This is a genomic window from Flavobacterium rivuli WB 3.3-2 = DSM 21788, from assembly GCF_000378485.1.
GTDB classification, from domain to species: Bacteria; Bacteroidota; Bacteroidia; order Flavobacteriales; family Flavobacteriaceae; genus Flavobacterium; species Flavobacterium rivuli.
The window spans coordinates 100230-125931 of record NZ_KB899970.1 but is presented as its reverse complement, the minus strand read 5'-3'; the positions used below and the strand labels follow the sequence as shown (position 1 = coordinate 125931).

Sequence of the window (25702 nt, the reverse complement as noted above, 5' to 3'; positions counted from 1 at the left end):
CTTTTTGCTTTGCTTACCACTACCGATATTTTTACCATTGCCTCTAAAAAAGAGTTCGAAAAAACTACGCTTAAAGTGTTTCGTCATCAGTATGATAACAATAAGGTATATCGCGATTTTTGCAGTTTTTTAAACAAGGATAAAAACAATGTAAAATTAGTAAGGGACATTCCTTTCCTGCCCATACAGTTTTTTAAATCGCACGATGTTGTAAGCACCGCAGATCCTGTTAAAGTAACCTTTACCAGCAGCGGCACAACCGGAATGGTTACCAGCAGGCACTTAGTAACTGATACTGATTATTACGAGCAGAGTTTTCGGCTGGCATTTTCGCAGTTTTATGGCAACATAGAAGACTATGCCGTTCTTGCCCTCCTGCCCTCATACCTGCAGCGCGAAGGGTCGTCGCTCATATACATGGTGGAAGACCTTATACAAGGCTCTAATAACCCTGACAGCGGCTTTTACCTGCACAACTACGACGAACTTATAGCCAAACTTACCCAACTGGATAACGCCGGACAGAACGTATTGTTAATAGGCGTTACGTATGCCCTGCTCGACCTTATAGAAAAGCAAAACTTTAACCTTAAGAATACCATAATCATGGAAACAGGCGGTATGAAGGGCCGCCGCCGCGAAATGATTCGGGAGGAATTGCACGAAGTGCTTTGCAACGGTTTTGGCGTAAGCAAAATACATTCGGAATACGGAATGACGGAATTGCTCTCGCAGGCCTACTCTCTTCGTGATGGTATTTTTGAATGCCCACCATGGATGGATATCCTAATCCGCGATACCGAAGATGCCTTAACATATATAGACTACGGCAAAACCGGCGGTATAAATGTTATAGACCTTGCCAACATTAATTCCTGCTCTTTTATAGCCACACAGGACCTTGGCAAAAAATACCCTAACCAGTCTTTTGAAGTCCTGGGCCGTTTTGATAACAGCGATATAAGGGGCTGCAACCTAATGGTATTTTAAACTGGATATTAGATTGTCATGCAAAAATAAAAAAGGAGCCCTAAAGCTCCTTTCATTATTTAACCGTTAATACAAACGATTTATTTTTGCCAAACTGTACCAGTATGTATTTGCCTAAAACCAGATCTTTATCAGATAGTTTATAGTCAATAGTAATTTTTTCTTTGTTTACGGCAACGGCATTAGCCACTATACCTTTTCGTGCTTCTCCTCTCGATGGGAATATCTTTGTAACATCAGCCAGCAATTCCACAATATCAATATCGCCGTTTAATTGTTCATGAGTTATTTCAGCATGAAAAAATTCACCAAAAATATCTGTAAAAAAGTCTTCGCTTACTGCATTTAACTGCTCGTAGTTGTATTTAGAAAACACAAAATCAGACCTGCGTATTGCTTCTTCAAGCAATTCAGCACCATGTACAAATGTTGTAACTTCTTCGGCAAGCTTTTTTTGCAACTGCCTTAAATGTGGCGCTTCTTTGTGTGCTTCTATCAAAGTATTTATTTCTTCTTCCGGAAGAAAGGTAAATATCTTAATATACTTTTCGGCATCGGCATCGCTGGTTTTTACCCAAAACTGGTAAAACTTGTAAGGCGATGTTTTATCGGCGGTAAGCCATACATTACCACCTTCGGATTTCCCAAATTTAGAACCGTCTGCCTTAGTAATAAGCGGGCAGGTCATGGCATACGCCTTTGCACCCTCGCCATTCATACGGCGCACAAGCTCTGTACCCGTAGTAATGTTGCCCCACTGGTCGCTGCCGCCAAGCTGCAATAAACAGTTGTACTCTTTATGCAAATGGTAAAAATCGTAACCCTGAATTAACTGGTAGGTAAACTCTGTAAACGACATGCCCGATCCTGCTTCGCCCGTAAGGCGTTTTTTAACAGAGTCCTTCGCCATCATATAGTTCACGGTAATACGCTTGCCCACATCGCGCACAAACCCTATGAACGAAAATTCTTTCATCCAGTCGTAGTTGTTTACAAGTATGGGAGCATTGGCATCGGCCGAATTAAAATCGAGAAAACGCGAAAGCAGGGTTTTAATACCGTTTACGTTTTTGTTTAGTGTAGCTTCATCCAGCAGGTTGCGCTCATCGCTTTTGCCCGATGGGTCGCCTATCATGCCGGTTGCACCACCCACAAGGGCAATAGGCCTGTGGCCATAGTTGTGCAGGTGTTTTAATATTATAATGGGCACCAGGCTGCCTATGTGCAGAGAGTCAGACGTTGGGTCGAAACCTATATAGGCTGTTGTCATTTCCTTAAGCAGTTGTTCCTCGGTTCCCGGCATAATGTCGTGCACCATGCCACGCCATTGCAATTCGGCTACAAAATTTTTCATGTTCTATTTTTAATACGGTTGCAAAAATACAAAGTGAAAACATAAAGCAATTATACATCTGTAAATATTTGCAATAAAGTTTCCCTATGGGTAAACATTATATTCTTTTGATGCCTAAATTTGTTTCTATGATATTAATTACCGGCGGAACAGGATTAGTAGGCGCACATTTATTGCTTAAGCTTTTAGAAGCCGGCGAAAATATCCGTGCCCTATACCGCAATGCAGATACCCTTACCAAAACAAAGAATCTTTTTACCCATTACGGCAAAGAACCTCTTTTTGACACCATACAATGGGTGCAGGGCGATATTCTCGATATCCCTTCGCTCGAAGCTGCTTTTGCAGGTATTACGCATGTATACCATTGTGCTGCTTTTATAACCTTTAACCCTAAGGAAGAAGAACAGCTGCGCAAAGTAAACATAGAGGGCACGGCAAATATGGTAAACTGCGCACTGGCTTTTGGCGTACATAAGTTTTGCCATGTAAGCTCTATTGCGGCACTTGGAGATACTACTCAGGATGGCGGCACTATTAGCGAAGAAACCGAATGGAACCCCGAAAAAAGCCATAACGACTATGCCATTAGTAAGTATGGCGCAGAGATGGAAGTGTGGCGTGCCTGGCAGGAGGGCCTTAATGTGGTGGTGGTAAACCCCGGAGTTATTTTTGGCTACGGCTACTGGCACCAGGGCAGCGGCGCTATACTAAGCACGGTAAATAAGGGGCAATATTTTTATACATTGGGCAAATGCGGTTTTATAGCTGTAGAAGATGTGGTTAATTGCATGGTTTTATTAATGCAAAGCGATATTACCGGCGAACGCTATACTTTAATTGCCGAAAACCTTACCTATAAAGAAATGCTGGATGATGTTGCTGCAGGCCTCAAAAAAGCTAAACCGTCTATACACGCTACACGTTTACTAACTTCTATAGGGTGGCGGGTAGACTGGCTGGTAAGTAAACTATCAGGCAGGAAACGCTTACTAACCCGCAGCATGGCACAATCCAGCCATGCGACTGATGTATATGATATCAGTAAAATACAGGAAGCATTAGGCTATAATTTTACCCCGTTAAAACCTTACATTAAAGATTTGTGCGAAAGGTTTACAGCCTCGAAGCATAAGTAATTATAGTTAATTACTTAATTCGAGTTGCATGATCATATGGTTTTTCAGGTTAAGCAGCCATGTTTTTCCATCAAATGTCCAGGTATCAGGAGCACCTGATAAATCAGTTACTTTAATACGTGGTTCGTATATTATGATTTCTTTAATCTCATCAGCTTTAGTTTTATAATATAACGGATACTTGTTTTGGTCAAGGAGTAAATTTTCTACTGCCACAAATATTCCGTTCTCAGGAAACTCTATAAAATACTTTAATACATCAATCTTACTGGCCTTGTTATCTCCTGAGGATACCGAAAAAATAATGTTCTGATTAAAAATGCGGTCTTTTGGCTCGCCATTTTCATTAAGGCTGTAAAATTGTAAATTCAGCACGCCATTATCTATTTCAGCAAAAGTTTTAACAGATACTGATTTAATAAATTTTGTATTTGCATATTCTTTTTTATACATAAAGCTCCTTCCTATCATCCTCATTTCATAGGGAGGTGTAACACAAACCTCGCGTCCGGAGTTTTTAAGCTTCCCTAACTTTACGCTTTTTTTATTTTGGGCATAAATATCAATATTATTAAGCTTGTAAATTTCGGGATTTAAAAAAACCGTGTCTTTAAGCTCGGCTGCGTTAAGCACTTTATCTTTATACCCCACAGAACTAAACCTAACAATTGTATTACTGGCAGTATCCGGCAGGCTAAAAGCTCCCTGCTCATTTGCTGTAGTACCTAATTGCGAATCTATCCATATATTTACATAGGGCACTGGCTTTTTAGTATCACTGCTGCAAATAACTTTGTTTTGACTAAAAGACACATTATAAAATAAACAGAAACACGCCAGAAACAATATTTTTGCCATACCGTAAGTAATTATTTAATGCTGTCTTTTTTAGATTTCTTTGTGGCAGTTATATCTTTTTTAGGTGTTAGCTCATCCCTTTTTTGCTGTATGCGGTTAGACACCTCTTTTTCTATCTTTTCATAGTCTTCGATATCCGAAGCATAATAAGCATGGTTTTGCGCAAAAGTAAGGCTGTCAATTTTATATTTTTTATAAATATAAGTATGGGCATTTACATTGTTAGTATCTAACACAGCAGGCTGAAACGATTTTATAGATTGCAGCAAAGCAATATCATATAACACGTTTACCAATTCATCTTTAGCTAAAAGATGTTCGGGCTTTGGTGCCGTGTGGCTATCGCAGGATAATGCTAAAACACATAAAAGTATAAGCAGCAGTTTTTTCATGTTACCAGGTTATTTTATACAAATCTATAAAACTATTTTACCAACTGCACTATCAAGGTATTATTTGGCATAAAAAAAGCCGGGCAACGCCCGGCTTGTAGTATCATATAATTACTCCCTGTTAAACAAAAGGCGTTCGCCAGATCGTATATCTTTTACTTTAAAGTTATTGTAAACCAGTTGCCCGTTTACAAACGTATGGCTTATCCTCGATTTAAAGTTAACCCCTTCAAACGGAGACCAGCCGCATTTATATAAAATATTTTCTTTCTTAACATTCCACGGCAGTCCCGGGTTAACAATAACAAGGTCGGCATAATACCCTTCGCGTATAAAGCCACGCTTTTCTATTTTAAAGATCTTAGCCGGGTTATGGGCCATTTTCTCCACAATCTTCTCTACAGATATTTTCTTTTGATGATACGCCTCAAACATGGCCACCACAGCATGCTGTACTAACGGACCTCCGGATGGAGATGATGTGTAAGGGTTTTTCTTTTCTTCCAGTGTATGGGGTGCATGGTCGGTCGCAATAACATCAATCCTGTCATCAAGCAGTGCTTTCCATAGCGCGTCTTTATCGGCAGCCGATTTTACAGCCGGGTTCCATTTAATAAGAGCGCCTTTAGTAGCATAATCGGCATCGGTAAACCACAGGTGGTGCACACACACTTCTGCCGTTATCATTTTATCCTCAAGCGGAATTTTATTGGTAAACAAATCAGTCTCGATACCCGTAGAAACATGGAAAACGTGAAGCCTTGCCCCCGTTTTCTTAGCAAGTTCTACCGCACGCGATGATGATATGTAACAAGCCTCTGCACTACGAATTTCGGGATGGAATTTCACAGGGATGTCATCGCCATATTCTTCTTTAAACCTGGCAAGGTTAGCCTGTATGGTAGCCTCGTCTTCGCAGTGAACAGCAATAAGCATTTTTGTACTGCTGAATATTTTTTCTAACACCTCGGTATTATCTACCAGCATATTACCTGTAGATGAACCCAGGAATAATTTTATACCGGCTACATTTTTAGGGTTGGTTTTAAGCACCTCTTCTAAGTTATCATTTGTACCGCCCATCATAAATGAGTAGTTAGCAAACGATACTCCTGCAGCCCTGTTGTATTTATCTTCCAGCAGCTCCTGCGTTACCGCATTAGGTACCGTATTAGGCTGTTCTATGTAAGATGTTATACCTCCTGCCACGGCAGCGCGGCTTTCGGTTTCAATGGTGCCCTTATGGGTAAGGCCCGGTTCGCGAAAATGTACCTGGTCATCTATGGCACCCGGAATTAAAAAGCTTCCTTCGGCATCAATTATTACACAATCTCCGGTTTTAGGACTTATTTTTTCGCCTATTTCCTTTATAAATTTATCCTCTATAAAAAGATCGCCTTCAAAAATTGTACCCTCATTTACAATTTTGGCATTCTTTATTAGTATCCTGTTCATTATATTGTTATAGTCGGTTTAGCATTCTTTTTATTCTTAGCCTTATAACGCCAAAAATGGCTTCTTTAAATATGGCTGAACTCATTTTAGATACCCCTTTGGTACGATCGGTAAATATAATGGGCACTTCTTCAATTATAAAAGCGTTAACGTAAGCCCTGTATTTCATTTCTATCTGAAAAGCATAGCCTACAAATTTTATCCTGTCGAGGTTTATACTCTCCAGCACTTTACGCTTGTAGCATATAAAACCTGCAGTGGCATCTTTAATTTCCATACCGGTAATAATATTTACATATACCGATGCAAAATAAGAAAGCAATACCCTGCTTAGCGGCCAGTTTACCACATTAACGCCATTACTGTAACGGGACCCAATGGCAACATCGGCACCTTTTTTACAGGCGGCCTGCAGTTTTTCGAGATCGTTAGGATTATGAGACATATCGGCATCCATCTCAAATATATACTCGTATTTACGGCTTATGGCCCAGTGAAAACCGTGTACATAAGCAGTACCAAGGCCGGCCTTGCCTGCCCTAACCTCGAGGTTAAGCTTACCTGGATATTCTGCCTGTAACTCCCGCACTTTTTGAGCGGTACCATCAGGCGAGTTATCGTCTACAATTAGTACGTCAAAAGGTGTTTCGAGTAAAAAAACAGCCTTAATGACCGTCTCTATATTTTCAATCTCGTTGTATGTAGGGATTATTACAATTCCTTCACTCATGGGACAGGGCGAATTTTGGTGCAAAAGTAGTGTATTTCTTAACGCACAAAACATAATTAAATTATAATTGATTACTGCATCCTGAAAAAACACTAATTTTGCAGTATGCAATATCTGGTATTACAAGAACGTATTATTGGCGCAAAAGATTGGGCAACCCTTCTCTTTGTGTTTTGCTTTGCTGTGGTTGCCGTAAACAAATCGGTTTTTGAGGCTCGTTTTGCCGAATTTATTAAACTTGGCTTTAGCGACAAGTACACCAAAATATATAAAGACACATCTAACCTTTTAAGCTGGTTTACCATTTCGTTCTTTTTTGTGCAGGTAATTTCTTACTCATTCCTGCTGCAATTTGTATTAAGCTATTTTAACCTGGTAAAATCCGGCGGCATATCGTTTATACAGCTTTTTACAGTGGTCGCATTTTTTATTCTTGCAAAATTTTTAATAGAAAAAATTATAGCAACCGCCTTTAGTATAGAAGAATTTAGCGAGCAGTTTAACCTGCATAAAGTAAATTACAGGGCATACATAGGCCTGCTGCTTTTGCCTATAAATGTTATCTTATTTTATAACATTGCCCCTACCCGCATTTTATTATACTTAATTTTAGCCATAATTATAGCCGCAACCGTTATTTCATACCTCGTTTCGCTGAGAATTTATCAAAAGTTGATACTGGCGAAATTGTTTTATTTTATTTTGTATCTTTGCGCACTTGAAATAGCACCCTATTATTTCATGTATTATTGGTTTACGAACAGTTAGTTAAACAACAGTTACAATATGAAAGTGAAAACAATTTTGGTTTCGCAGCCGGAGCCTAAAGTAGAAAATTCACCATACTTCGAAATTCAGCATAAGCTAAAAGTAAAAGTAGATTTTAGGCCATTTATCCATGTAGAGGGTGTAAGCGCTAAGGATGTAAGGGCACAAAAAGTAGATTTAAATAACTACACAGCCATTATTCTTACCAGCAAGAACTCTATTGACCATTTTTTTCGCGTAGCCGAAGAAATGCGTTACAAGGTGCCTGAAACATTAAAGTATTTTTGCCAGAGCGAGGCTATTGCCTTTTACCTGCAAAAATATGTGGTGTACCGCAAAAGGAAAATTTATGTAGGCCAGAAAGATTTTGTGGATTTATCTCCCCTTATAAAAAAATATAAAGACGAGAAATTTTTGCTACCGTCATCTGAGCAATTAAATGAGGATATTCCACAGGTACTTAACAGCCTGAAAGTAGACTGGACACCCGGTACATTTTACCGTACCGTAATGAGCGACCTTACCGATCTTAAGGATGTTTACTACGATATTCTTGCCTTTTTTAGCCCTACAGGTATAAAATCGTTATTTAAAAACTTTCCTGATTTTAAACAAAACGAAACCCGTATTGCTGTTTTTGGTAATACAACGCAAAAAGAAGCCCTGGAGCACGGCCTGCGTGTAGATATTATGGCACCCGCACCCGGCACCCCGAGTATGACTATGGCATTAGAAAAATATATAACCGAAGCTAATAAGGGAAAATAATACTTTACTTTTTACAGATATATAAAAGCTGCTCCCACACGGGAGTGGCTTTATTTGTTTAAAAACACGTAACGCTATATTAGTAAGGCAGGTTTATTATACTTCAAGCCACACTCGCCTCACTCTCAAAGCAAGCCATTTCATTACAAAATCCCGCAGTTTTACAACATATTTTATAGCCGGAATATTACTGTTGTTTTATAAATTTTACTTTCGCGCCAAAATCATATTACGCCCAAAAATATTTTGAGGGCTTTATAAACGACCTAATTATTTATGCGAAAAAAAATTACTAAAACAGCTCTTGCGGCTGCACTTTTATTTTCTATATCATGTTGGTCGCAGGAAGCTGCCACTACAAACAACACAGACAAAAAAACCATAAAAAATGTAGAGGCAGGTTTTGATGGTATGCTGGCTGTATCTTACGGCACAAAAGCATTTGGCATAAACGTGGGTGGCCCAAGCCTTAAATATAAATTTACGAAGAATTTTAAAGTAGGTGTTGGGGCATTCCCTTCATTACTAATAATGGATAGAAAAGCACAGCCAAGGCTGGCCGTATCGCCTATTGTAGAATATAGAAACTGGATGCTGATAACACCTTATTACGGCTATAACTCTAAGGACAGAATGATATGGACATTCGGTTTGGGCTATAAATTTATATAGAAACTAAATGCAAAAAAACTCATTTACTGTTTTTTGCAAGTATCGCAACTGCTGTGAAAGCAATCAATACACTAAACGGATATATTAAAATATATGAGGTGTCATTTTTGAAAACCGACAGGTACAACGAATCTTTTGTTATGAACCATCCAATGATTTCTGGCAGGATAAATAATAAAATACTAACCACAACATTACTACTAATTTTAAAGATAAACCTTAACAGTAAAGCGGTTAGACATGATAAACCAAATATAACCATGCTTCCATAAAAATTATAAGCAAATATTTCCCAATCGGCTATGTTTGTCAAAATTAAAAAATAAGCCCCGACAAATAGCAACAGAAATATCTCAGCTAAAAGATATGTAGTTATGATTACATTAGATGTAGTGTTTATTTTCATTGGCAACAATTGTATAAAAAATAGCTGCCCGTCCCCGGGCAGCCTTTCCAAAAACATCTATTCTAAAATTCACAATTATGCCAACGGACCGCCGGCAATAATTTCTTCATTTGAGAACGACTCAAATTTAGCAAAATTTTTCCTGAATTCTCCGGCTAATTCTTTTGCTTTTTTATCATACGCTTTTTTACTTTCCCAGGTATCTCTTGGGTTCAGTACCTCATCGGGCACATTAGGACAGCTTTGCGGTACTGCAAGTCCAAAGAACTCATCTTTAATATAATCCACATCTACCAGCTGCCCGCTAAGAGCAGCAGTTATCATAGCACGGGTGTATTTTAATTTCATTCGCTCGCCGGTGCCATAACCGCCACCGGTCCAACCTGTATTAATAAGCCATACATTAACGCCTGTTTCTTCCATTTTGCTAATAAGCATCTCTGCATACTTAGCGGGATGCAATGGCATGAACGGAGCGCCAAAACAGGCTGAGAAGTTAGGCTGAGGCTCTTTAACGCCCACCTCTGTACCGGCAACTTTAGCTGTATAGCCAGATATAAAGTAGTACGCCGCCTGCCCGGCAGTTAATTTAGAGATAGGAGGCAGTATACCAAAAGAATCGGCACTTAAAAAGAAAATATTTTTGGGGTTATACCCTATAGAGCCCGGCTGTATATTTTGAATAAAATCTAACGGATAGCTTACACGCGTATTCGGCGTTATAGAAACATCGGTATAATCTACCTCATAGCCACCATATTTAAAGGTTACATTTTCCAGCAATGCCCCTTTTTTAATGGCACGGTAAATATCCGGTTCATGCTCATCGGTAAGGTTTATAACCTTGGCATAACAGCCGCCTTCAAAATTAAATACAGTATTTTCATGCGTCCAGCCATGCTCGTCGTCACCTATAAGCTTACGTGCAGGGTCTGCAGAAAGTGTAGTTTTACCGGTACCCGAAAGTCCGAAAAATATAGCAGTGTCGCCGTCTTCGCCAACATTTGCACTACAGTGCATAGGCAATGTATTATTGTAAACAGGCATAAGGAAATTAAGCGCAGAAAATATACCTTTTTTAATCTCTCCCGTATAACCGGTGCCCCCTATAAGCACAATTTTACGGGTAAAATTAAGAATGGCAAAATTAGGGTTTTGTGTACCATCTATCAAAGGGTCTGCCTTAAAGCCCGGTGCACATATAACATGCCAGTCGGCAGTAAGATCGTCAAGTTCATTTTCGTTTGGGCGCAAAAACATGTTGTAGCAAAACAGGTTGCTCCATGCATGCTCTGTAACTGCCCTTACATTAAGTCTGTAGTTAGAGTCTGCACATACGTAACCATCGCGCACGTAAACTTCTTTATTGCTAAGATATGCTGTTACCTTATTGTAAAGCGCATCAAACTTTTTACTATCAAAAGGCAAATTTACCTTTCCCCACCATACTTTGTCTGCGGTAATAGCATCTTCAACAATAAAGCGGTCCTGAGGGCAACGTCCTGTAAACTCTCCTGTGTTAATTGCAAGTGCCCCTGTAGATGTTTCTGCTCCCTGCCCCTTTGCAACACATATACGGTGAAGCTCTGCAGGAGTTAACTGGTAATGCACGGAAGCGCCTTTGATTCCAAGGGTTTCCAGCGAAATCGATTTCGTAAAAAGAGCGTAATTATCCATAATCTTTGGGTTAAGTTGGGTTGATAACTGAGTGCAAATATACTAATTATCAACCAACACCTAACATATTACGATAATTTTATCCTTTTCGCTTAATTATGTGTAAAAATAACACTAACCAAGCCGATATTAATAGTAATCCTCCAATTGGAGTTATGAAGCCAATTTTCTTAAAATCGAATGAAAAAAGTGTATTACATGCTAAAAAATATATAGAAACCGAAAAGAATGCAACACCGGTAACTGTTAATGTAAGTATGGTTTTTTTAGCCTTATCGGTAATTAGATTTGTGCTGCCCACGAACAATAAAAAAAGCGCATGGTATATCTGGTACTTAACCCCTGTCTCAAAAACAATGATCGATTCGGGCGAAATTAATTTCTTCAGTCCATGTGCGCCAAATGCCCCAAGGGCAATTGCTATAATGCCTAATATTGCTGCGGTTGCGATAACTTTCCTGTCCATTTTTAATAATTTTAATGATGTAAATTTATAAACTCTGCAAGATTTAACCTTATAAAAATGTAATATAATATAACGTTTTACTACTTTCGTGTTACAATTTTAAACATTGTCATGAGAAATATACTTATTATAGGTGCCGGCCGTTCGGCATCATCGCTAATACAATATTTGCTAAACAAGTCAGAATCAGAACAACTGCACCTTACTATAGGCGACCTCTCTGCCGAGCTTGCCGAACGTAAAACCAATGGCCATCCTAATGCCCGCGCCATTGCTTTTGACATTTTTAACGAGACACAGCGCCATGAAGAGATAAGCCGTGCTAACATTGTTATATCTATGCTGCCCGCACACCTGCATTATGAGGTGGCTAAAGATTGTATTACCTACAAAAAGCACATGGTTACGGCATCTTACATTAGCCCCGCCATGCAAAACCTGGACGAACTGGTTATTGCCAATAACCTTGTTTTTATGAACGAAGTAGGTCTTGACCCGGGCATAGACCACATGAGCGCCATGAAGATATTAGACGAAATAAGGGATAAAGGTGGTAAGGTAAAATTATTTGAATCGTTTTGCGGAGGGCTTGTAGCCCCCGAAAGCGACAATAACCTATGGAACTATAAATTTACCTGGAATCCACGCAATGTGGTACTTGCAGGACAGGGCGGTACTGCCAAGTTTATACAGGAAGGCACGTATAAATATATACCGTACAACAAGTTATTCAGGCGTACCGAGTTTATGCATGTAGAGGGCTATGGCCGTTTTGAAGGCTATGCTAACCGTGACTCGCTTAAATACCGCAGCGTTTATGGCCTTGACGATGTGCTTACGCTATACCGGGGTACCCTGCGCCGTGTGGGCTTTTCTAAATCGTGGAATATGTTTGTTACCCTGGGTATGACAGATGATACGTATGTTATGGAGAACAGTGAAAAGATGAGCTACCGCGAATTTACCAATTCGTTCCTGCCCTACCACCCTACAGATTCGGTTGAACTTAAACTAAGGCACGTGCTTAAGATAGACCAGGATGATATACAGTGGGATAAATTATTAGAACTGGACCTCTTTAACCCTAACAAGATAGTCGGGCTGCGCGACGCTACCCCCGCCCAGATATTGGAAAAAATATTATCTGACAAATGGACACTAAACCACGACGATAAAGACATGATCGTGATGTACCACAAATTTGGTTACGAGCTTAACGGTGAAACCAAACAGATAGATGCCACCATGGTGTGCATTGGCGACGACCAAACGTATACCGCAATGGCTAAAACGGTAGGCTTGCCGGTTGCAATTGCTGCGCTGCAAATACTTAATGGTAATATTACTACGCCGGGAGTTCAGCTGCCTATAAACCGTGAGGTGTATACCCCTATCCTTAAAGAGCTTGAAGAATTTGGTGTTGTGTTTCATGAAAAACACGTGCCTTATATGGGTTACAATCCTCAAAACGTGGCGAGTTAAGTGTTTTTTTTTACCACGAATTACACAAATTTATTGACGGGTATAACTTCTTTTAAATAATTAGTGAAATTTGTGTAATTCGTGGTTAAACAAAACTTATTATTATATTTGACTTACAAACTGTAAGCCATGAAAATAAATTCGTTACAAATAGAAATAGACGGCATTGATAAGGAGATACTCCGTTACCTTATGGAAGATGCCAGAAAGCCCATATTACAAATAGCAAGTAAAATTGGGATTTCCGGTGCCGCCATTCACCAACGCCTGCGCAAACTGGAAACTGCGGGCGTAATAGCAGGTTCTAAATTTATAGTGAACACCCGTATTTTGGGCTATACCACCATGGCATTTGTGGGTATCTACCTGGATAAAGCCTCAAGCAACTCCGAAACGGTTAAGGAACTCCGCAAAATACCCGAAGTGCTGGAATGCCACTACACCACCGGTAACTGGTCTATCCTCATAAAAATGATATGCCGTGATAATGAACACCTCATGCAGTTGCTAAACAAGAAGATACAGCCTATAGACGGCGTTTCGCGTACGGAAACATTTATATCGCTGGAACAACAAATTGAAAGGCAGATACAATTGTAGATTTCAGATTTTAGATTTTAGATTGAGCTACACTCATATCTTAATTACATTACGCCAGACCCTGAAAGGGTCGCACATAATAGCGTGGGGCATCGCCCTACGGAATAAGAGTAATATTTCAGATTTTCAATTTTAGATTTTAGATTGAGCTTCACTCTTGCTTAAAACTACACGGCTACTGACCCTCAAATGGTCAAACATTATTGTATTGTCATCACCTTACGCGAAATAACACCTTGTGTTCCTCAGAAAACTTTGGTATTCATTGTGGTAAAACCCTTCTATTCAACCCACAAAAAAACCGCCTGACAAAAATGCCAAAGCGGTTTTTTCCTTCTATATATAGACAGGGTTTTTAATCCCTGGAACGGCCTCCAAAAACCTGAAGTGCCCAGTACAGTAAACTCGCTACTGCACCTATAGCAGCTACCACATACGTACGTGCTGCCCATTTTAAAGAATCTTCGGCACCGGCATATTCCTGTTGGGTTAACATATTTTTATTTTTTAACCATGCTAAGGCACGGTTGCTGGCATCATATTCTACAGGCAGTGTTATAAAGCTGAATATCGTGGCAAATGCCATAAACACAAGCCCTATTAAAGCTATGTAATAACCCCAGCCCAAACCCGATGCAGCACCTAATACCAGTCCGCCAATTACAAGCCATTGCGATAAGCCCGATGTGGCATTAACAACAGGCACCAAATTAGAACGTAATTTCAGCATATTGTAAGCTGTGGCATGCTGCACAGCATGGCCTACCTCGTGGGCAGCAACTGCGGCTGCGGCTGCATTGCGCTGGTTATATACGGCTTCGCTAAGGTTAACGGTTTTATCGGCAGGGTTATAATGATCTGTCAAACGGCCTGAGGTCGAAATAACGCGCACATCATAGATGCCGTTATCAGTCAGCATTTTTTGGGCGATCTCAGCACCGCTCATTCCGTTGCGCAGGTGCACGCGGGAGTAAAATTCGAACTTGCTTTTTAATTTAGAGCTTACCGCAAAGCTAACTAAAGCTATAAGCCCGATAAGTATATAATATCCTAACATGGTTGTTTTTTATTTTGAGATACTAAGTATATAGCAAAAAGAAAGCCAATCTTTACAGACTGGCTTTAGTTATGTTATTTTGTCATATTATTTATTACAGATAAAAATCCTGCCATAAATTATTTTGCAGACACATTTGTGTTTAAAAGTTACCACATAGATTTATAGGTTTTAGTTATTTCCTGAAAGAAAAACATAGTTGAAGCTACACTTCATTATCCTGCCTATATAAAATTCATTTCTATCTAACCTTATCTCAAAATTAGCATATGTATCTATGTGGTAAAAATTGTTTCTTAAATCATTATTACCCCACAAGGTTAATGATCTTACCCGGAACGATTACAAACTTTTTAGGCTGCTGCCCGTTAAGCTGTTGTATAGTACGCTCATCGGCCATAACGGCTTCCTGAATTTGCTCTATGGTTAAATCCATAGGCAGTTCTATCTTAAAGCGCATCTTACCGTTAAACGATACAGGGTATTCTTTACTGCTCTCTACAAGGTATTCCGGATTAAAATGCGGGAACGGCACTGTAGAGATACTCGTCTGGTGGCCTAATTGTTTCCAAAGCTCCTCTGCAATGTGAGGTGCATAAGGCGAAATTAATATAGACAACGGCTCCAGTATACTGCGTTCATGGCAGTTGATGGCTGTAAGCTCGTTAACCGCGATCATAAAGGCACTTACGGATGTATTGAACGAGAAATTCTCGATATCGTCCTGCGTTTTCTTAATAGTGCGGTGCAGTATTTTAAGTGCTTCGGGCGTAGCCGGGTTAGCGGTTACTATAAGTCCGTTATCATCAAAATACAACTTCCATAATTTTTTAAGGAAACCTGATACTCCTGTAATACCGGCAGTATTCCACGGTTTGGCCTGCTCTAACGGACCTAAGAACATTTCGTACAAACGAAGCGTATCGGCACCGTACTGCTCACAGATCAAATCGGGTGTTACCACGTTGTATTTAGACTTGGACATTTTTTCAACTTCGCGACCTACAATGTATTTACCGTTATCCTCTGTAATGAATTTAGCATCATTATAATCTGATCTCCATTCTTTAAATGCTTCTATATCTAATTCATCTGATGCATTTACAAATGAAACATCAACGTGTAATTTTTGAAATGAATCTATACCAATGTGAATAGCCGTTGTATTTGATGTTGTTAAAGAAAATAATTTTTGTGATAAATTTTCTAAAATATTATTACCAATTTTAGCCCCAACATATACTCCATCTCTTTTAAAACTAATTCTAAAATGTTTGTCAGCTTTAGATTTCTCAAAAATATTTATACATTCTTTTACATAATAGTAAGATATCAAAAGACCATCTAAATTTGCTCCAACATCATCCAAGCCAAATTCATTGTTATTTCCTGAGCTACCAACAGACAGCCTATAAACAAACGCAGATGTTCCCAATATCATTCCCTGGTTAATCAGCTTCTTAAAAGGCTCTTCTTTTTTTACAAAGCCACGGTCTTTTAAAAACTTATTCCAAAAACGGCTGTACAACAAGTGGCCCGTAGCATGCTCGCTGCCGCCTATGTAAAGGTCTACGTCCTGCCAGTAATCTTCGGCTTCTTTACTTACAAAGGCATCGTTATTGTGCGGGTCCATGTAACGCAGCCAGTACCATGAGCTACCTGCCCAGCCCGGCATTGTGTTAAGTTCCAGAGGGAACACGGTTACTTCGTCTATCAGGTCATTGCTTACCACCTTGTTTTCGGTAATGCTCCAGGCCCACTCGCGGCTGTTGCCTAATGGTGGCTGGCCATCCTCGGTAGGTAAATATTTTTCTACATCCGGCAGGCGGATGGGTAAATGCTGCACATCAATCAACTGCGGACTTCCGTTTACATAATATACCGGGAACGGTTCGCCCCAGTAACGCTGGCGGCTGAAAACAGCATCGCGCAGGCGATAATTGGTCTTGCCTTTTCCTTGTTGTATACCCTCTAAAGCTTTAACTACCTTTTTGGTCGCCTCTTTATAATTGGCGCCATCAAGGAAATCAGAATCTTGTAGCTTCACATTGTCTTTCGCGCCGTAAGCTTCTACAGAGATATCCTGTCCGTCGAAAATGTTTTTTATATCGATGCCAAAATGCTTTGCAAAATCATAATCCCTTTGGTCACCCGCAGGAACAGCCATCACGGCACCGGTACCGTAACCGGCCAGTACGTAGTCGCCTATCCACACCGGGATAGGTTCTTTAGTAAAAGGATGTTCGGCATACGCCCCTGTAAATACCCCTGATATGGTTTTTACATCGGCCATACGCTCACGCTCACTGCGTTTCGCCGTAGCCTGTACATACTCTTCCACTGCTGCTTTCTGGGCAGGCGTTGTTATTTTAGCCACAAGGTCATGCTCCGGTGCAAGCGTCATAAACGTTACCCCAAATATGGTATCAGGGCGCGTTGTAAATACTTCTATGGTATAATTCGCATCTGCTGAATGATCTTCAAAACCATCGGTAATGTCTTCAAAGAAGTCTTTAAGCCCCAAGCCTTCAAGTATAGACGGGTTGCCGTTTTGGTTGATGGTAAGGCCGTCTTGAGTATTCTCCTCAAACGAGGAAGTCCTCCCCTTTTCTTCAGGCCTCACCCCCAGCCCCTCTCCTTTGGAGAGGGGGGGAGCATCACTCAAATCATCATCAACTTTATAAGATTTTCTGTTGGATAAGGCAATTCGTATATTGGTTAAGACACTATTAATATCATTTGTGACTTGTTCATTAGTAAATCTAAGTACTTTAAAAAAATGCTTTTGTTCCAGTTCTAAAGTACGATTTTCATCAAGTTCATTTTGTTCTGAACTGTTATGATATCCACCATCAACTTCAACGATCAAACGCTTTTCAAGAGCAACAAAATCAGCAATATATTTTCCAATGGCATGTTGTCTCCTGAATTTAAACCCTAAATTCTTATTTCGTAATGCCTCCCATAGTAACGCTTCAGCTTGGGTTGCATCTTTACGGTTATTCTTACCATGTTCAACAAGCGCAGCTACAATGGTTTTATCCGCAGTCTGATATCCTGGAGTGGAGCTCGCTCCCCTCTCCTTTGGAGAGGGGTCGGGGGTGAGGCCATCAATTACCCTAAACACCACCGATGCCCCAACCGATTTACCTATCCAGTTCCTTTGACTTTCCTTAAGCGATTCGGTCCAGTCTATGGTGTCAAGGCCGGTTAGTAAACGCTCGGCATACGCCGAAATACGCATACTCCACTGGGTCATCTTTTTACGAATAACCGGGTAGCCGCCACGTTCTGATACTCCATTTACAATTTCGTCGTTAGCTAAAACCGTTCCCAGTGCCGGGCACCAGTTTACCTCGGTTTCGGCAAGGTAGGTAAGTCTGTATTTTAATACTATCTTTTCCTGTTGGTCTTTGGTGTAGCCTTTCCAGTCGGCAGCAGTAAATACAGCAATGTTGTCATCGCTTACGGCATTTACATTGGCGTTACCTTCGGTTTCAAAAATGCCAATAAGGGTATCAACATGCTCTGCCTTATCACTGTTCTTGTTATACCATGAGTTAAACAGTTCAATAAAAATCCACTGTGTCCATTTATAATATTCGGGGCTGCTGGTGCGCACTTCCCTGTCCCAGTCAAACGAAAAGCCTATTTTATCCAGCTGCTCCCTGTAGCGGTTTATATTCGCCTCGGTAGTTACAGCGGGGTGCTGCCCGGTTTGTATGGCATACTGTTCTGCCGGAAGGCCAAAACTGTCATATCCCTGTGGGTGCAGCACGTTAAAACCCTGGTGGCGTTTGTAGCGGGCATAAATATCAGATGCTATATAGCCCAGCGGATGGCCCACATGCAGACCCGCCCCACTTGGGTACGGAAACATATCGAGTACATAGTACTTTGGTTTGTCTGATTTATCTTCGGCCTGAAATGTGCCGTTCTCTGCCCAGTATTTTTGCCAGTGGTCTTCAATTCGTTTGTGGTCGTATCTCATTTTTCAGTTTCTTAGGTGCTGAGGTTCTTAGGTTCTTAGATATAGTATTTAGGAGTTATCTTCACCTCTAAGGCACTAAGCACCTCAGAAGCTAAGCCCCTCTTAAAAAAAACAAATTTACGCTTATTGTACGAATGTCAAAACTTTGCCCGTTATAAACTATGCCGAAAGAAATAGTTTATTTATTTTTACGCCTAAATTAAAAAACTTATGGCATCATCTTTTGAAAAATTCCAGAAACGACGGGTAATTTCATCGTACTTTTCCGTTGTGCTGTGTATTTTTATAGTGCTTACCCTGCTGGGGGCGCTGGGGCTGTTTGTTATTAATACCGATAAAATTTCCGGTTACGTAAAAGAGAACATACCCATGACGGTATACTTTAAGCGCGATGCTACCGATAGTATTACCAAAGCTTTTGGTACCCGCCTGGCAAATTCCGGCTATGTGAAAGACAGCAAATATGTATCTAAAGAAGATGCTGCCAAAAACAATCCTGATTTAATGCAGGGTTCTGAAACACTTTTAGAAGAAAATCCGTTACTGGACTCCTACGATATCCACTTAAACAGTGAGTACGTGCAGGCTGACAGCATCAAGAAAATTGAAGTTGAACTGCGCTCTGACCTTGCCGTGGGCGACATTAGCTATGATAACGTATTGGTAGACCTTGCCAACGAGAATATTAAAACAATAACTTTCTGGATACTTATCATTAGCGGTGTATTAGCATTCATAGCGATGCTGCTTATAAACAGCGCCTTAAGGCTGTCTATATTTTCGCACCGCTTTACCATAAAAACAATGCAAATGGTGGGGGCAACAAAATCGTTTATACGTAAGCCTTATATATGGAAGGGTATCAAGCTTGGGTTGTATGGCGCATTGCTTTCTATCGGTGCCCTTATTTACCTTGTATACTGGCTGGATGGCGCGTTCCCTATGCTTAACATTTGGGAAGACTGGATTCCTACCGCTATTGTACTTGGCGGGGTTTTAGCCTTTGGCATCATCATAGCGCTTATAAGTACTTTCTTTGCTACACAACGATTCCTGAACTTGAGGACGGATGATCTTTATTAGATCTTTTGGATTTTTAAATGTAAGATAATAGATAAGAGACATTAGATAATAGACTAACAAACAACATAACACGTAGCTCCTCCTCTCTCCTTTGGAGAGGGGCTGGGGGTGAGGAAAAAACTAAGTACCATGGAAAACAACGAAATAAAAACGCATTTCCTTTTTGAAAAGGTAAATTACAAAATACTACTTATTGGCTTAGGTGTTATTGCACTTGGCTTTATATTAATGGCCGGTGGCGGCAGCGACGACCCTGCTGTATTTAGCGATGCTATATTTAACTTCCAGAGAATTCGCCTTGCGCCTACTGTGGTGCTTATAGGTTTTGGCGTTACTATTTATGCCATTCTTAAAAATCCTAACCCAGCGTTAGCTACTGCCAGTACCGCTGAAACTTTCCCGGAAGACAGAGCTATTAAAAACTTTAAAAACAATAAATAGTACATGGAGTTTTATCAGGCCATTATCATTGCAATTATTGAAGGACTAACCGAGTACCTTCCTGTTTCGAGCACCGCACACATGATCTTTACAAGTTCGTACTACGGTATACAGGACGATCCGTTTGTAAAACTTTTCCAGGTATCCATTCAGTTTGGTGCCATACTTGCCGTAGTGGCATTGTACTGGAGAAAATTCTTTGATTTTAGCCGACTTAACTTTTACATTAAACTTGCCTGCGCCGTAATCCCCGCATTAGTTTTAGGCAAACTTTTAGACGACCCTATTGATGAAATGCTGGGCGATCCTATACCTATTGCCATTGTATTAATAATTGGTGGTGTTGTTTTACTGTTTATTGAAAACTTTTTTAAAAACCCAACGGTATTTAAGGAAGAAGATATCAGTATTAAAAAAGCGGTGACCATAGGTTTTTGGCAATGCCTTGCCATGATGCCGGGCACAAGCCGTTCTGCCGCCTCTATTATAGGTGGTATGCAACAAAAACTAACCCGTGAAGCTGCTGCCGAATTTTCATTTTTTCTTGCTGTACCTACCATGCTTGCCGTTACTGTATATTCTATTTTCCTTAAAGGATATGGGCCCGAAAACGCCGAGGTAAAAGGCTATAAATTACTTATGGAGGCAGATAACCTAAAGCTGTTCCTTATAGGTAATGTTATTGCTTTTGTAGTAGCCATTATTGCCATAAAAGGCTTTATCGGCATCATTAAAAAATACGGCTTTAAGCCCTGGGGCTGGTACCGCATAATTGTTGGCGCTGCACTTTTGGCTTATTTTGTAACTAATAAAGCATAACCATTGCCTACTACTCCAGAAGAATTTACCGAAGGCCAGATTGTACTTATAGATAAACCACTTACCTGGAGCTCATTTCAGGCAGTGAATAAGGTAAAATGGAGCCTTAAAAAGCACCTTGCCCTAAAAAAAATAAAAGTGGGCCATGCCGGCACGCTCGACCCATTGGCTACCGGACTGCTTATTATATGTACCGGTAAATTTACCAAGCGCATCAGCGAACTGCAGGGTATGGAAAAGGAATACACGGGTACGTTTTACCTGGGTGCCACTACCCCATCTTACGATCTGGAGACCGAAGTAAACGCAACGTTCCCCACAGAGCATATTACCGAAGAACTTATACACGCTACCATCCCGCAATTTTTAGGCGAAATAGACCAGAAACCGCCTATTTTTTCTGCTATAAAAAAAGATGGTAAACGCCTCTATGAACATGCCCGTAAAGGTGAAGAAGTAGAGATCGCTTTTAGAAAAACTACTATTCACGAATTCGAAATTACCCGCATAGCTTTACCCGAAGTTGATTTTAGGGTGGTATGCAGCAAGGGTACCTACATACGCTCACTGGCGAATGATTTTGGCGAAGCATTACAATCGGGGGCACATTTAACGGCTTTGCGTCGTACAAAAATCGGGGTATTCTCTGTTGAAGGCGCTATCACTCCTGATGCTTTTGAAGAGGGCGTTACTCCATAACCCTTAGCCACGAATTGCACAAATTTTCGCAAATTAAGCAACGATTGAATTTGTTAGATTATTGTGTTATGATTTACTACCCAGTAACTGTAGCAACCAAATACAGCTTTGTACTATGAAATATATACTTATCTTCCTGTTTGGATATGCTTCCCTTTTTGCTCAAAACAAAATCCAGCTAAAGGATGGCGACCTTATTTTTCAGGATATGGATTGCGGCCCGCTTTGCGACGCTATAGAAGCGGTTACCGAAGGCTACAACGGCCACGACTTTAGCCACATGGGCATGGTATATCATCGCAATGACACCCTATTTATTATAGAAGCTGCGGGGAATGCGGTACGGCTATCTACTCTTGAAAAATTCTCTAAGAATACAAAAAAGCCCATGTATGTGGGCCGGTTAAAGAAGCAATACCGCAAACTCATTAACCCTGCCATAGCATTCTCTTTAAAGCAAATGGGTGTACCTTATGATGATGAGTACGTTTATGATAATGGTAGCTATTATTGCTCTGAACTGATATATGATGCGTTTAAAGAAGCAAATAATGGCAAGCCTTTCTTTGAGTTATTCCCTATGACGTATAAGCAACCCGGCACTAACGGGTTTTTTCCGGCATGGGTAGATTATTACAAACAAATAGGCAAACCAATTCCCGAAGGCCAGCCCGGTTGTAATCCCGGTGGAATATCTACGAGTGATAAGATTGAGATAGTGGGAAAGATTTAAGTTTTCAGTCGCAGTCACAGTTTTCAGTCTTAGTTTGTCATTCTGAGCGAAGTACAACATAGCCAAAGAATCTCAATTTATCATTAGAGATTCCTCCTTCGTCGGAATGACAGAACCTAAATTTATCTACTTTAAACTCATGTTATGTCATTCTGAGCGAAGTGTAACGCAGCCGAAGAATCTCAAAATCTAACTACCACCTTTTTCACGTACTGTCATCGCAAGGCACGAAGCGATCTGTCCACAACACACCCCCACTCTCAAGAGGGGAGCAAGCTACACTCTTACCGTATTCCGTATATGAAAAATAAGTGTAACGAAGTCGAAGAATCTTACTTACTTTATAAATAGAGATTCCTCCTTCGTCGGAATGACAGAGCCTCAAATTTATCTACTTTAAACTCATGTTATGTCATTCTGAGCGAAGTGTAACGCAGCCGAAGAATCTCAAAATCTAACTACCACCTTTTTCACGTCTGGCATCGCAAAGCACCGAACGATCTGTCCACAACACACCCCCACTCTCAAGAGGGGAGCAAGCTACACTCTTACCGTATTCCGTATATGAAAAATAAGTGTAACGAAGTCGAAGAATCTTACTTACTTTATAAATAGAGATTCCTCCTTCGTCGGAATGACAGAGCCTCAAATTTATCTACTTTAAACTCATGTTATGTCATTCTGAGCGAAGTGTAACGCAGCCGAAGAATCTCAAAATCTAACTACCACCTTTTTCAAGTACTGTAATCGTGAGGTATGAAGCGATCTGTCACTAAACAACACACCCCCAACCCCTCTCAAGAGGGGGAGCCAGCTACACTCTTGCCGTATTCCGTATATGAAAAAGAAGTGTAACCAAGTCGAAGAATCTTACTTACTTTATAAATAGAGATTCCTCCTTCGTCGGAATGACAAAACGGATAATCTAAAGTTATATACTCAAAAAATCACCCCAACAACCCTACAATTTCCTGCATGGTGCTTAAACCTTTATCATGCAAATACCATTTTTGCAATTCGGTTTTGGCTTCTTCGTTTATAATGCCATGTTTTTGTTTAAAATCCACAATAAGCTTAGCGGCCTCTGCCGGGCGTGGGCCCCAACTGTTTATCGGCTCTAAAGTTTCTTTATCTAATAAAATTAGTTTAGGTATAGAACGGCTGCCATTGGTAAGGTAGGCATCCATCAACTCAGGATTATCGTCGCGCAAAACAATCTGCAAATCGAGCCTATCAGTAGCTTCCGTCATTTTGTTAATAACAGGAAGTATCTGTGCCGCATCGCCACACCATCCTTCAGAGATTACAAGCAGTGTATATTCCTTGTCTAAGTTTTTAAGGGTATCGTTTATGTCCTGCGGTATTTTTATGGTCTTGTCAAGGCGGTTCATACGCACCTCGTTAAGCGTGCTGTAATGGGTTAGGGCTTCACTTTGTGTAGTGCCTGTGCTAAGGCCTTCTAATAATAATTGCGACACATGGTTCCTGTATTCAGTATACGAGTAACTGTTTTTCAGGCTTTTTTCGATGATAGATTCTGTTGCTGTCATAATGCAAAATTAAGTGGAAAAAATAATTCCGCTTTAAGTACTTCAAAAAAAAGACCATTCAATAAAAAGCAGTAATTTAGTCATGAAATTACATCTACAATGAAATTTGAAGGAAACACCATTGGCATCATCCTATCGGGTGGTGGTACCAAAGGCATAGCCCACGCGGGTGTACTAAAATTTTTCGACGAAATAGGCTTACGTCCATCGCATATTGCAGGCACCAGCTCGGGTGCCATTGTGTCATCTTTATATGCCTGGGGCAAGCAGCCCGAAGAAATACTGGAATTCTTCAAATCCATTTATTTCTTTCACTGGAAACATTTTACATTTAGCAAACCCGGCTTTATAGATTCAAGCGCCTTTCGTGATTATTTTTACCATATTTTTAAAGATGCAACCCTTGGCGACCTGCCTTATAAAATGCACCTTACCGCTACCGATTTGGTGTCGGGAAAGCTTAAGATATTTGGTGCCGAAACAAAAATTGCCGATGCTGTTCTTGCATCATCTGCATTTCCCGGGGTTATATCGCCTTATGAAATTGATGGGCGCATATACAGCGATGGCGGGATCATTAACCATTTCCCTACCGATGTGTTGCAGGGACGCTGCGATACCCTGATAGGTATTTATGTGAGCCCGATACAGAAAATTGAGGCTGCCGATCTGAAATCTATAAAATCGATAACCACAAGGGCTTACGACTTGCTTTCGGCCAACAGTAACATGCAAAAGTTTACGTTATGCGACTGGGTTATAAGCCCTGATGAACTGGCGTTATACAGCACTTTTGAAACCAACAAAGCCAAGATGGACGAGATTTTCAGGATAGGTTATGAAGCCGCAAAAAAGTCGTATACCGAGCTTATTGTTTAGCTTCAAGTTAAGCATATCCATTACTACTTAATTAAAATAATGAAAGTAAATATCGAATACAGAGATAATTATAATTCTCCTTTTCCAGAGGCAGAATTAAAATCCATTAAAAACTACACAAAACTATATTTACAAAATGACATTGTAGTTAAGGAGGAAATATTTGAAAACATGATACTACAGGAAGGTATCTGTTATTTATTACCTGGGCAAGAATTTACAGATATTGTAGAAGAAATAGATACGACAGTGTATTGGAATATCAGAAGCGAAAAGGAAACCAAAAACAACTATGAGGTTTGGCAATCAAAGATTTATCAAAACGGTGTACTCTCCAAAGATTATAGTATAGAGGTTCTTATAAATGGCAAGCTTTTAGCAAGTAGATCTTTTACTTCTGAATTGATACCCATACAAGGCTCTACATTTAAAAAGCTTCATCTTACCGATTTATTGAACGTCAAATCTGACTCGCTATATAGCTTTTACTTTGATGAGGTTGGAAATATAGAGTTAATTATGCCGTATACTAATGGAAGAGACAGACCCTACAATCGTCTTTCTAAGTTTTTAGAGGAGGATGAAATTATTGCGAATTTATCACTTAAACAGATAAGATACTTTACAAATAGAGATCCGCTTATACCTGAAGACTGGCTGTTTTAAGTACGTTCAATCCAAAAATTACAATAT

General features: G+C 40.1%; 23 protein-coding genes and 1 pseudogene. 14 read left to right on the top strand and 10 right to left on the bottom strand.

The window, feature by feature from the left end:
• Nucleotides 1-9 precede the first annotated feature (9 nt).
• Nucleotides 10-990 (top strand): LuxE/PaaK family acyltransferase, encoded by a 981-nt coding sequence (locus tag F565_RS0111530; protein ID WP_026300015.1) that lies wholly within the window; start codon nt 10-12, stop codon nt 988-990.
• A 55-nt stretch (nt 991-1045) separates the two neighbouring features.
• On the opposite strand, the gene tyrS is transcribed toward F565_RS0111530, so the two are convergent.
• The gene (gene tyrS, locus F565_RS0111525) at nt 1046-2344 is read right to left on the bottom strand and encodes a tyrosine--tRNA ligase (protein ID WP_020213384.1); all 1299 of its coding nucleotides are present in this window, start codon (nt 2342-2344) and stop codon (nt 1046-1048) included.
• 128 nt (nt 2345-2472) lie between these two features.
• Here tyrS and F565_RS0111520 point away from each other — a divergent pair, with 128 nt between their 5' ends.
• The gene (locus tag F565_RS0111520) at nt 2473-3483 is read left to right on the top strand and encodes an NAD-dependent epimerase/dehydratase family protein (protein ID WP_026300014.1); all 1011 of its coding nucleotides are present in this window, start codon (nt 2473-2475) and stop codon (nt 3481-3483) included.
• A 6-nt stretch (nt 3484-3489) separates the two neighbouring features.
• On the opposite strand, the gene F565_RS0111515 is transcribed toward F565_RS0111520, so the two are convergent.
• The 4 genes from F565_RS0111515 to F565_RS0111500 form a co-directional block, all read right to left on the bottom strand.
• Complete coding sequence (locus F565_RS0111515; protein ID WP_081621335.1) at nt 3490-4341, bottom strand: carboxypeptidase-like regulatory domain-containing protein; 852 nt, start codon at nt 4339-4341, stop codon at nt 3490-3492.
• An 11-nt stretch (nt 4342-4352) separates the two neighbouring features.
• Nucleotides 4353-4733, bottom strand: a complete 381-nt coding sequence (locus F565_RS0111510; RefSeq protein ID WP_020213381.1) for a DUF4296 domain-containing protein — start codon at nt 4731-4733, stop codon at nt 4353-4355.
• A gap of 111 nt (nt 4734-4844) precedes the next feature.
• Nucleotides 4845-6188 carry a dihydroorotase gene (locus F565_RS0111505; protein ID WP_020213380.1) on the bottom strand — a complete coding sequence of 448 codons (1344 nt, stop codon included), beginning with the start codon at nt 6186-6188 and terminating at the stop codon, nt 4845-4847.
• A gap of 7 nt (nt 6189-6195) precedes the next feature.
• Nucleotides 6196-6918 (bottom strand): polyprenol monophosphomannose synthase, encoded by a 723-nt coding sequence (locus F565_RS0111500; RefSeq protein WP_020213379.1) that lies wholly within the window; start codon nt 6916-6918, stop codon nt 6196-6198.
• 105 nt (nt 6919-7023) lie between these two features.
• Between F565_RS0111500 and F565_RS0111495 the strand changes: the two genes are divergently transcribed.
• The 3 genes from F565_RS0111495 (at nt 7024) to F565_RS0111485 (ending at nt 9126) form a co-directional block, all read left to right on the top strand.
• Nucleotides 7024-7686: a DUF4271 domain-containing protein gene (locus F565_RS0111495; RefSeq protein ID WP_020213378.1), complete on the top strand. Its 663-nt coding sequence runs from the start codon at nt 7024-7026 to the stop codon at nt 7684-7686.
• 18 nt (nt 7687-7704) lie between these two features.
• Nucleotides 7705-8454, top strand: a complete 750-nt coding sequence (locus F565_RS0111490) for a uroporphyrinogen-III synthase (protein WP_020213377.1) — start codon at nt 7705-7707, stop codon at nt 8452-8454.
• Nucleotides 8455-8730: 276 nt separating this feature from the next.
• Nucleotides 8731-9126 carry a hypothetical protein gene (locus F565_RS0111485; protein WP_020213376.1) on the top strand — a complete coding sequence of 132 codons (396 nt, stop codon included), beginning with the start codon at nt 8731-8733 and terminating at the stop codon, nt 9124-9126.
• Nucleotides 9127-9607: 481 nt separating this feature from the next.
• Here the strand turns inward: F565_RS0111485 and pckA are convergent, their stop codons facing one another.
• Together pckA and F565_RS21535 are read right to left on the bottom strand one after the other, a co-directional pair.
• Nucleotides 9608-11209 (bottom strand): phosphoenolpyruvate carboxykinase (ATP), encoded by a 1602-nt coding sequence (gene pckA, locus F565_RS0111475; RefSeq protein WP_020213374.1) that lies wholly within the window; start codon nt 11207-11209, stop codon nt 9608-9610.
• 79 nt (nt 11210-11288) lie between these two features.
• A complete protein-coding gene (locus tag F565_RS21535; RefSeq protein WP_020213373.1) occupies nt 11289-11675 on the bottom strand; it encodes a DUF423 domain-containing protein in 387 nt (128 codons plus the stop codon).
• Nucleotides 11676-11786: 111 nt separating this feature from the next.
• Between F565_RS21535 and F565_RS0111465 the strand changes: the two genes are divergently transcribed.
• Together F565_RS0111465 and F565_RS0111460 are read left to right on the top strand one after the other, a co-directional pair.
• Nucleotides 11787-13157 (top strand): saccharopine dehydrogenase family protein, encoded by a 1371-nt coding sequence (locus tag F565_RS0111465; protein WP_020213372.1) that lies wholly within the window; start codon nt 11787-11789, stop codon nt 13155-13157.
• A 129-nt stretch (nt 13158-13286) separates the two neighbouring features.
• Entirely contained in the window at nt 13287-13757 is a 471-nt protein-coding gene (locus F565_RS0111460) for an Lrp/AsnC family transcriptional regulator (RefSeq protein ID WP_020213371.1), read from the top strand.
• Between the two features lie 355 nt (nt 13758-14112).
• Here the strand turns inward: F565_RS0111460 and F565_RS0111455 are convergent, their stop codons facing one another.
• Nucleotides 14113-14814 (bottom strand): zinc metallopeptidase, encoded by a 702-nt coding sequence (locus F565_RS0111455; RefSeq protein ID WP_020213370.1) that lies wholly within the window; start codon nt 14812-14814, stop codon nt 14113-14115.
• Nucleotides 14815-15121: 307 nt separating this feature from the next.
• Complete coding sequence (locus F565_RS0111450) at nt 15122-18805, bottom strand: class I tRNA ligase family protein (RefSeq protein WP_020213369.1); 3684 nt, start codon at nt 18803-18805, stop codon at nt 15122-15124.
• Between the two features lie 210 nt (nt 18806-19015).
• On the opposite strand from F565_RS0111450, the gene F565_RS0111445 reads away from it, so the two are divergent.
• From F565_RS0111445 to F565_RS0111425, 5 genes and pseudogenes are all read left to right on the top strand, one after another.
• Nucleotides 19016-19888: a cell division protein FtsX gene (locus tag F565_RS0111445; protein ID WP_020213368.1), complete on the top strand. Its 873-nt coding sequence runs from the start codon at nt 19016-19018 to the stop codon at nt 19886-19888.
• Between the two features lie 129 nt (nt 19889-20017).
• Nucleotides 20018-20251 (top strand): annotated as a pseudogene (locus F565_RS21530) (DUF3098 domain-containing protein); the annotation flags it as partial.
• Nucleotides 20252-20332: 81 nt separating this feature from the next.
• Complete coding sequence (locus F565_RS0111435; protein WP_020213366.1) at nt 20333-21148, top strand: undecaprenyl-diphosphate phosphatase; 816 nt, start codon at nt 20333-20335, stop codon at nt 21146-21148.
• 3 nt (nt 21149-21151) lie between these two features.
• Nucleotides 21152-21847: a tRNA pseudouridine(55) synthase TruB gene (gene truB / locus F565_RS0111430; RefSeq protein ID WP_020213365.1), complete on the top strand. Its 696-nt coding sequence runs from the start codon at nt 21152-21154 to the stop codon at nt 21845-21847.
• Nucleotides 21848-21962: 115 nt separating this feature from the next.
• Entirely contained in the window at nt 21963-22580 is a 618-nt protein-coding gene (locus tag F565_RS0111425; protein ID WP_020213364.1) for a YiiX/YebB-like N1pC/P60 family cysteine hydrolase, read from the top strand.
• A gap of 947 nt (nt 22581-23527) precedes the next feature.
• On the opposite strand, the gene F565_RS0111420 is transcribed toward F565_RS0111425, so the two are convergent.
• Nucleotides 23528-24130: a thioredoxin family protein gene (locus tag F565_RS0111420; RefSeq protein WP_020213363.1), complete on the bottom strand. Its 603-nt coding sequence runs from the start codon at nt 24128-24130 to the stop codon at nt 23528-23530.
• Between the two features lie 99 nt (nt 24131-24229).
• Between F565_RS0111420 and F565_RS0111415 the strand changes: the two genes are divergently transcribed.
• Together F565_RS0111415 and F565_RS0111410 are read left to right on the top strand one after the other, a co-directional pair.
• Nucleotides 24230-25009 carry a patatin-like phospholipase family protein gene (locus F565_RS0111415; RefSeq protein WP_020213362.1) on the top strand — a complete coding sequence of 260 codons (780 nt, stop codon included), beginning with the start codon at nt 24230-24232 and terminating at the stop codon, nt 25007-25009.
• A gap of 39 nt (nt 25010-25048) precedes the next feature.
• Entirely contained in the window at nt 25049-25675 is a 627-nt protein-coding gene (locus F565_RS0111410) for a hypothetical protein (RefSeq protein ID WP_020213361.1), read from the top strand.
• Nucleotides 25676-25702 lie beyond the last annotated feature (27 nt).

Bases quoted from the DNA above. Each gene is read 5' to 3' on its own strand.
- F565_RS0111490 (WP_020213377.1), top strand. From the start codon at position 7,705: ATGAAAGTGAAAACAATTTTGGTTTCGCAGCCGGAGCCTAAAGTAGAA.
- F565_RS0111515 (WP_081621335.1), bottom strand. From the start codon at position 4,341: ATGGCAAAAATATTGTTTCTGGCGTGTTTCTGTTTATTTTATAATGTG.
- F565_RS0111510 (WP_020213381.1), bottom strand. From the start codon at position 4,733: ATGAAAAAACTGCTGCTTATACTTTTATGTGTTTTAGCATTATCCTGC.
- F565_RS0111520 (WP_026300014.1), top strand. From the start codon at position 2,473: ATGATATTAATTACCGGCGGAACAGGATTAGTAGGCGCACATTTATTG.
- F565_RS0111425 (WP_020213364.1), top strand. From the start codon at position 21,963: ATGAAATATATACTTATCTTCCTGTTTGGATATGCTTCCCTTTTTGCT.
- F565_RS0111460 (WP_020213371.1), top strand. From the start codon at position 13,287: ATGAAAATAAATTCGTTACAAATAGAAATAGACGGCATTGATAAGGAG.
- F565_RS0111500 (WP_020213379.1), bottom strand. From the start codon at position 6,918: ATGAGTGAAGGAATTGTAATAATCCCTACATACAACGAGATTGAAAAT.
- tyrS (WP_020213384.1), bottom strand. From the start codon at position 2,344: ATGAAAAATTTTGTAGCCGAATTGCAATGGCGTGGCATGGTGCACGAC.
- F565_RS0111465 (WP_020213372.1), top strand. From the start codon at position 11,787: ATGAGAAATATACTTATTATAGGTGCCGGCCGTTCGGCATCATCGCTA.
- F565_RS0111485 (WP_020213376.1), top strand. From the start codon at position 8,731: ATGCGAAAAAAAATTACTAAAACAGCTCTTGCGGCTGCACTTTTATTT.
- F565_RS21535 (WP_020213373.1), bottom strand. From the start codon at position 11,675: ATGGACAGGAAAGTTATCGCAACCGCAGCAATATTAGGCATTATAGCA.
- F565_RS0111435 (WP_020213366.1), top strand. From the start codon at position 20,333: ATGGAGTTTTATCAGGCCATTATCATTGCAATTATTGAAGGACTAACC.
- F565_RS0111410 (WP_020213361.1), top strand. From the start codon at position 25,049: ATGAAAGTAAATATCGAATACAGAGATAATTATAATTCTCCTTTTCCA.
- F565_RS0111455 (WP_020213370.1), bottom strand. From the start codon at position 14,814: ATGTTAGGATATTATATACTTATCGGGCTTATAGCTTTAGTTAGCTTT.
- F565_RS0111445 (WP_020213368.1), top strand. From the start codon at position 19,016: ATGGCATCATCTTTTGAAAAATTCCAGAAACGACGGGTAATTTCATCG.
- F565_RS0111450 (WP_020213369.1), bottom strand. From the start codon at position 18,805: ATGAGATACGACCACAAACGAATTGAAGACCACTGGCAAAAATACTGG.
- F565_RS0111420 (WP_020213363.1), bottom strand. From the start codon at position 24,130: ATGACAGCAACAGAATCTATCATCGAAAAAAGCCTGAAAAACAGTTAC.
- F565_RS0111505 (WP_020213380.1), bottom strand. From the start codon at position 6,188: ATGAACAGGATACTAATAAAGAATGCCAAAATTGTAAATGAGGGTACA.
- F565_RS0111495 (WP_020213378.1), top strand. From the start codon at position 7,024: ATGCAATATCTGGTATTACAAGAACGTATTATTGGCGCAAAAGATTGG.
- F565_RS0111415 (WP_020213362.1), top strand. From the start codon at position 24,230: ATGAAATTTGAAGGAAACACCATTGGCATCATCCTATCGGGTGGTGGT.
- pckA (WP_020213374.1), bottom strand. From the start codon at position 11,209: ATGGATAATTACGCTCTTTTTACGAAATCGATTTCGCTGGAAACCCTT.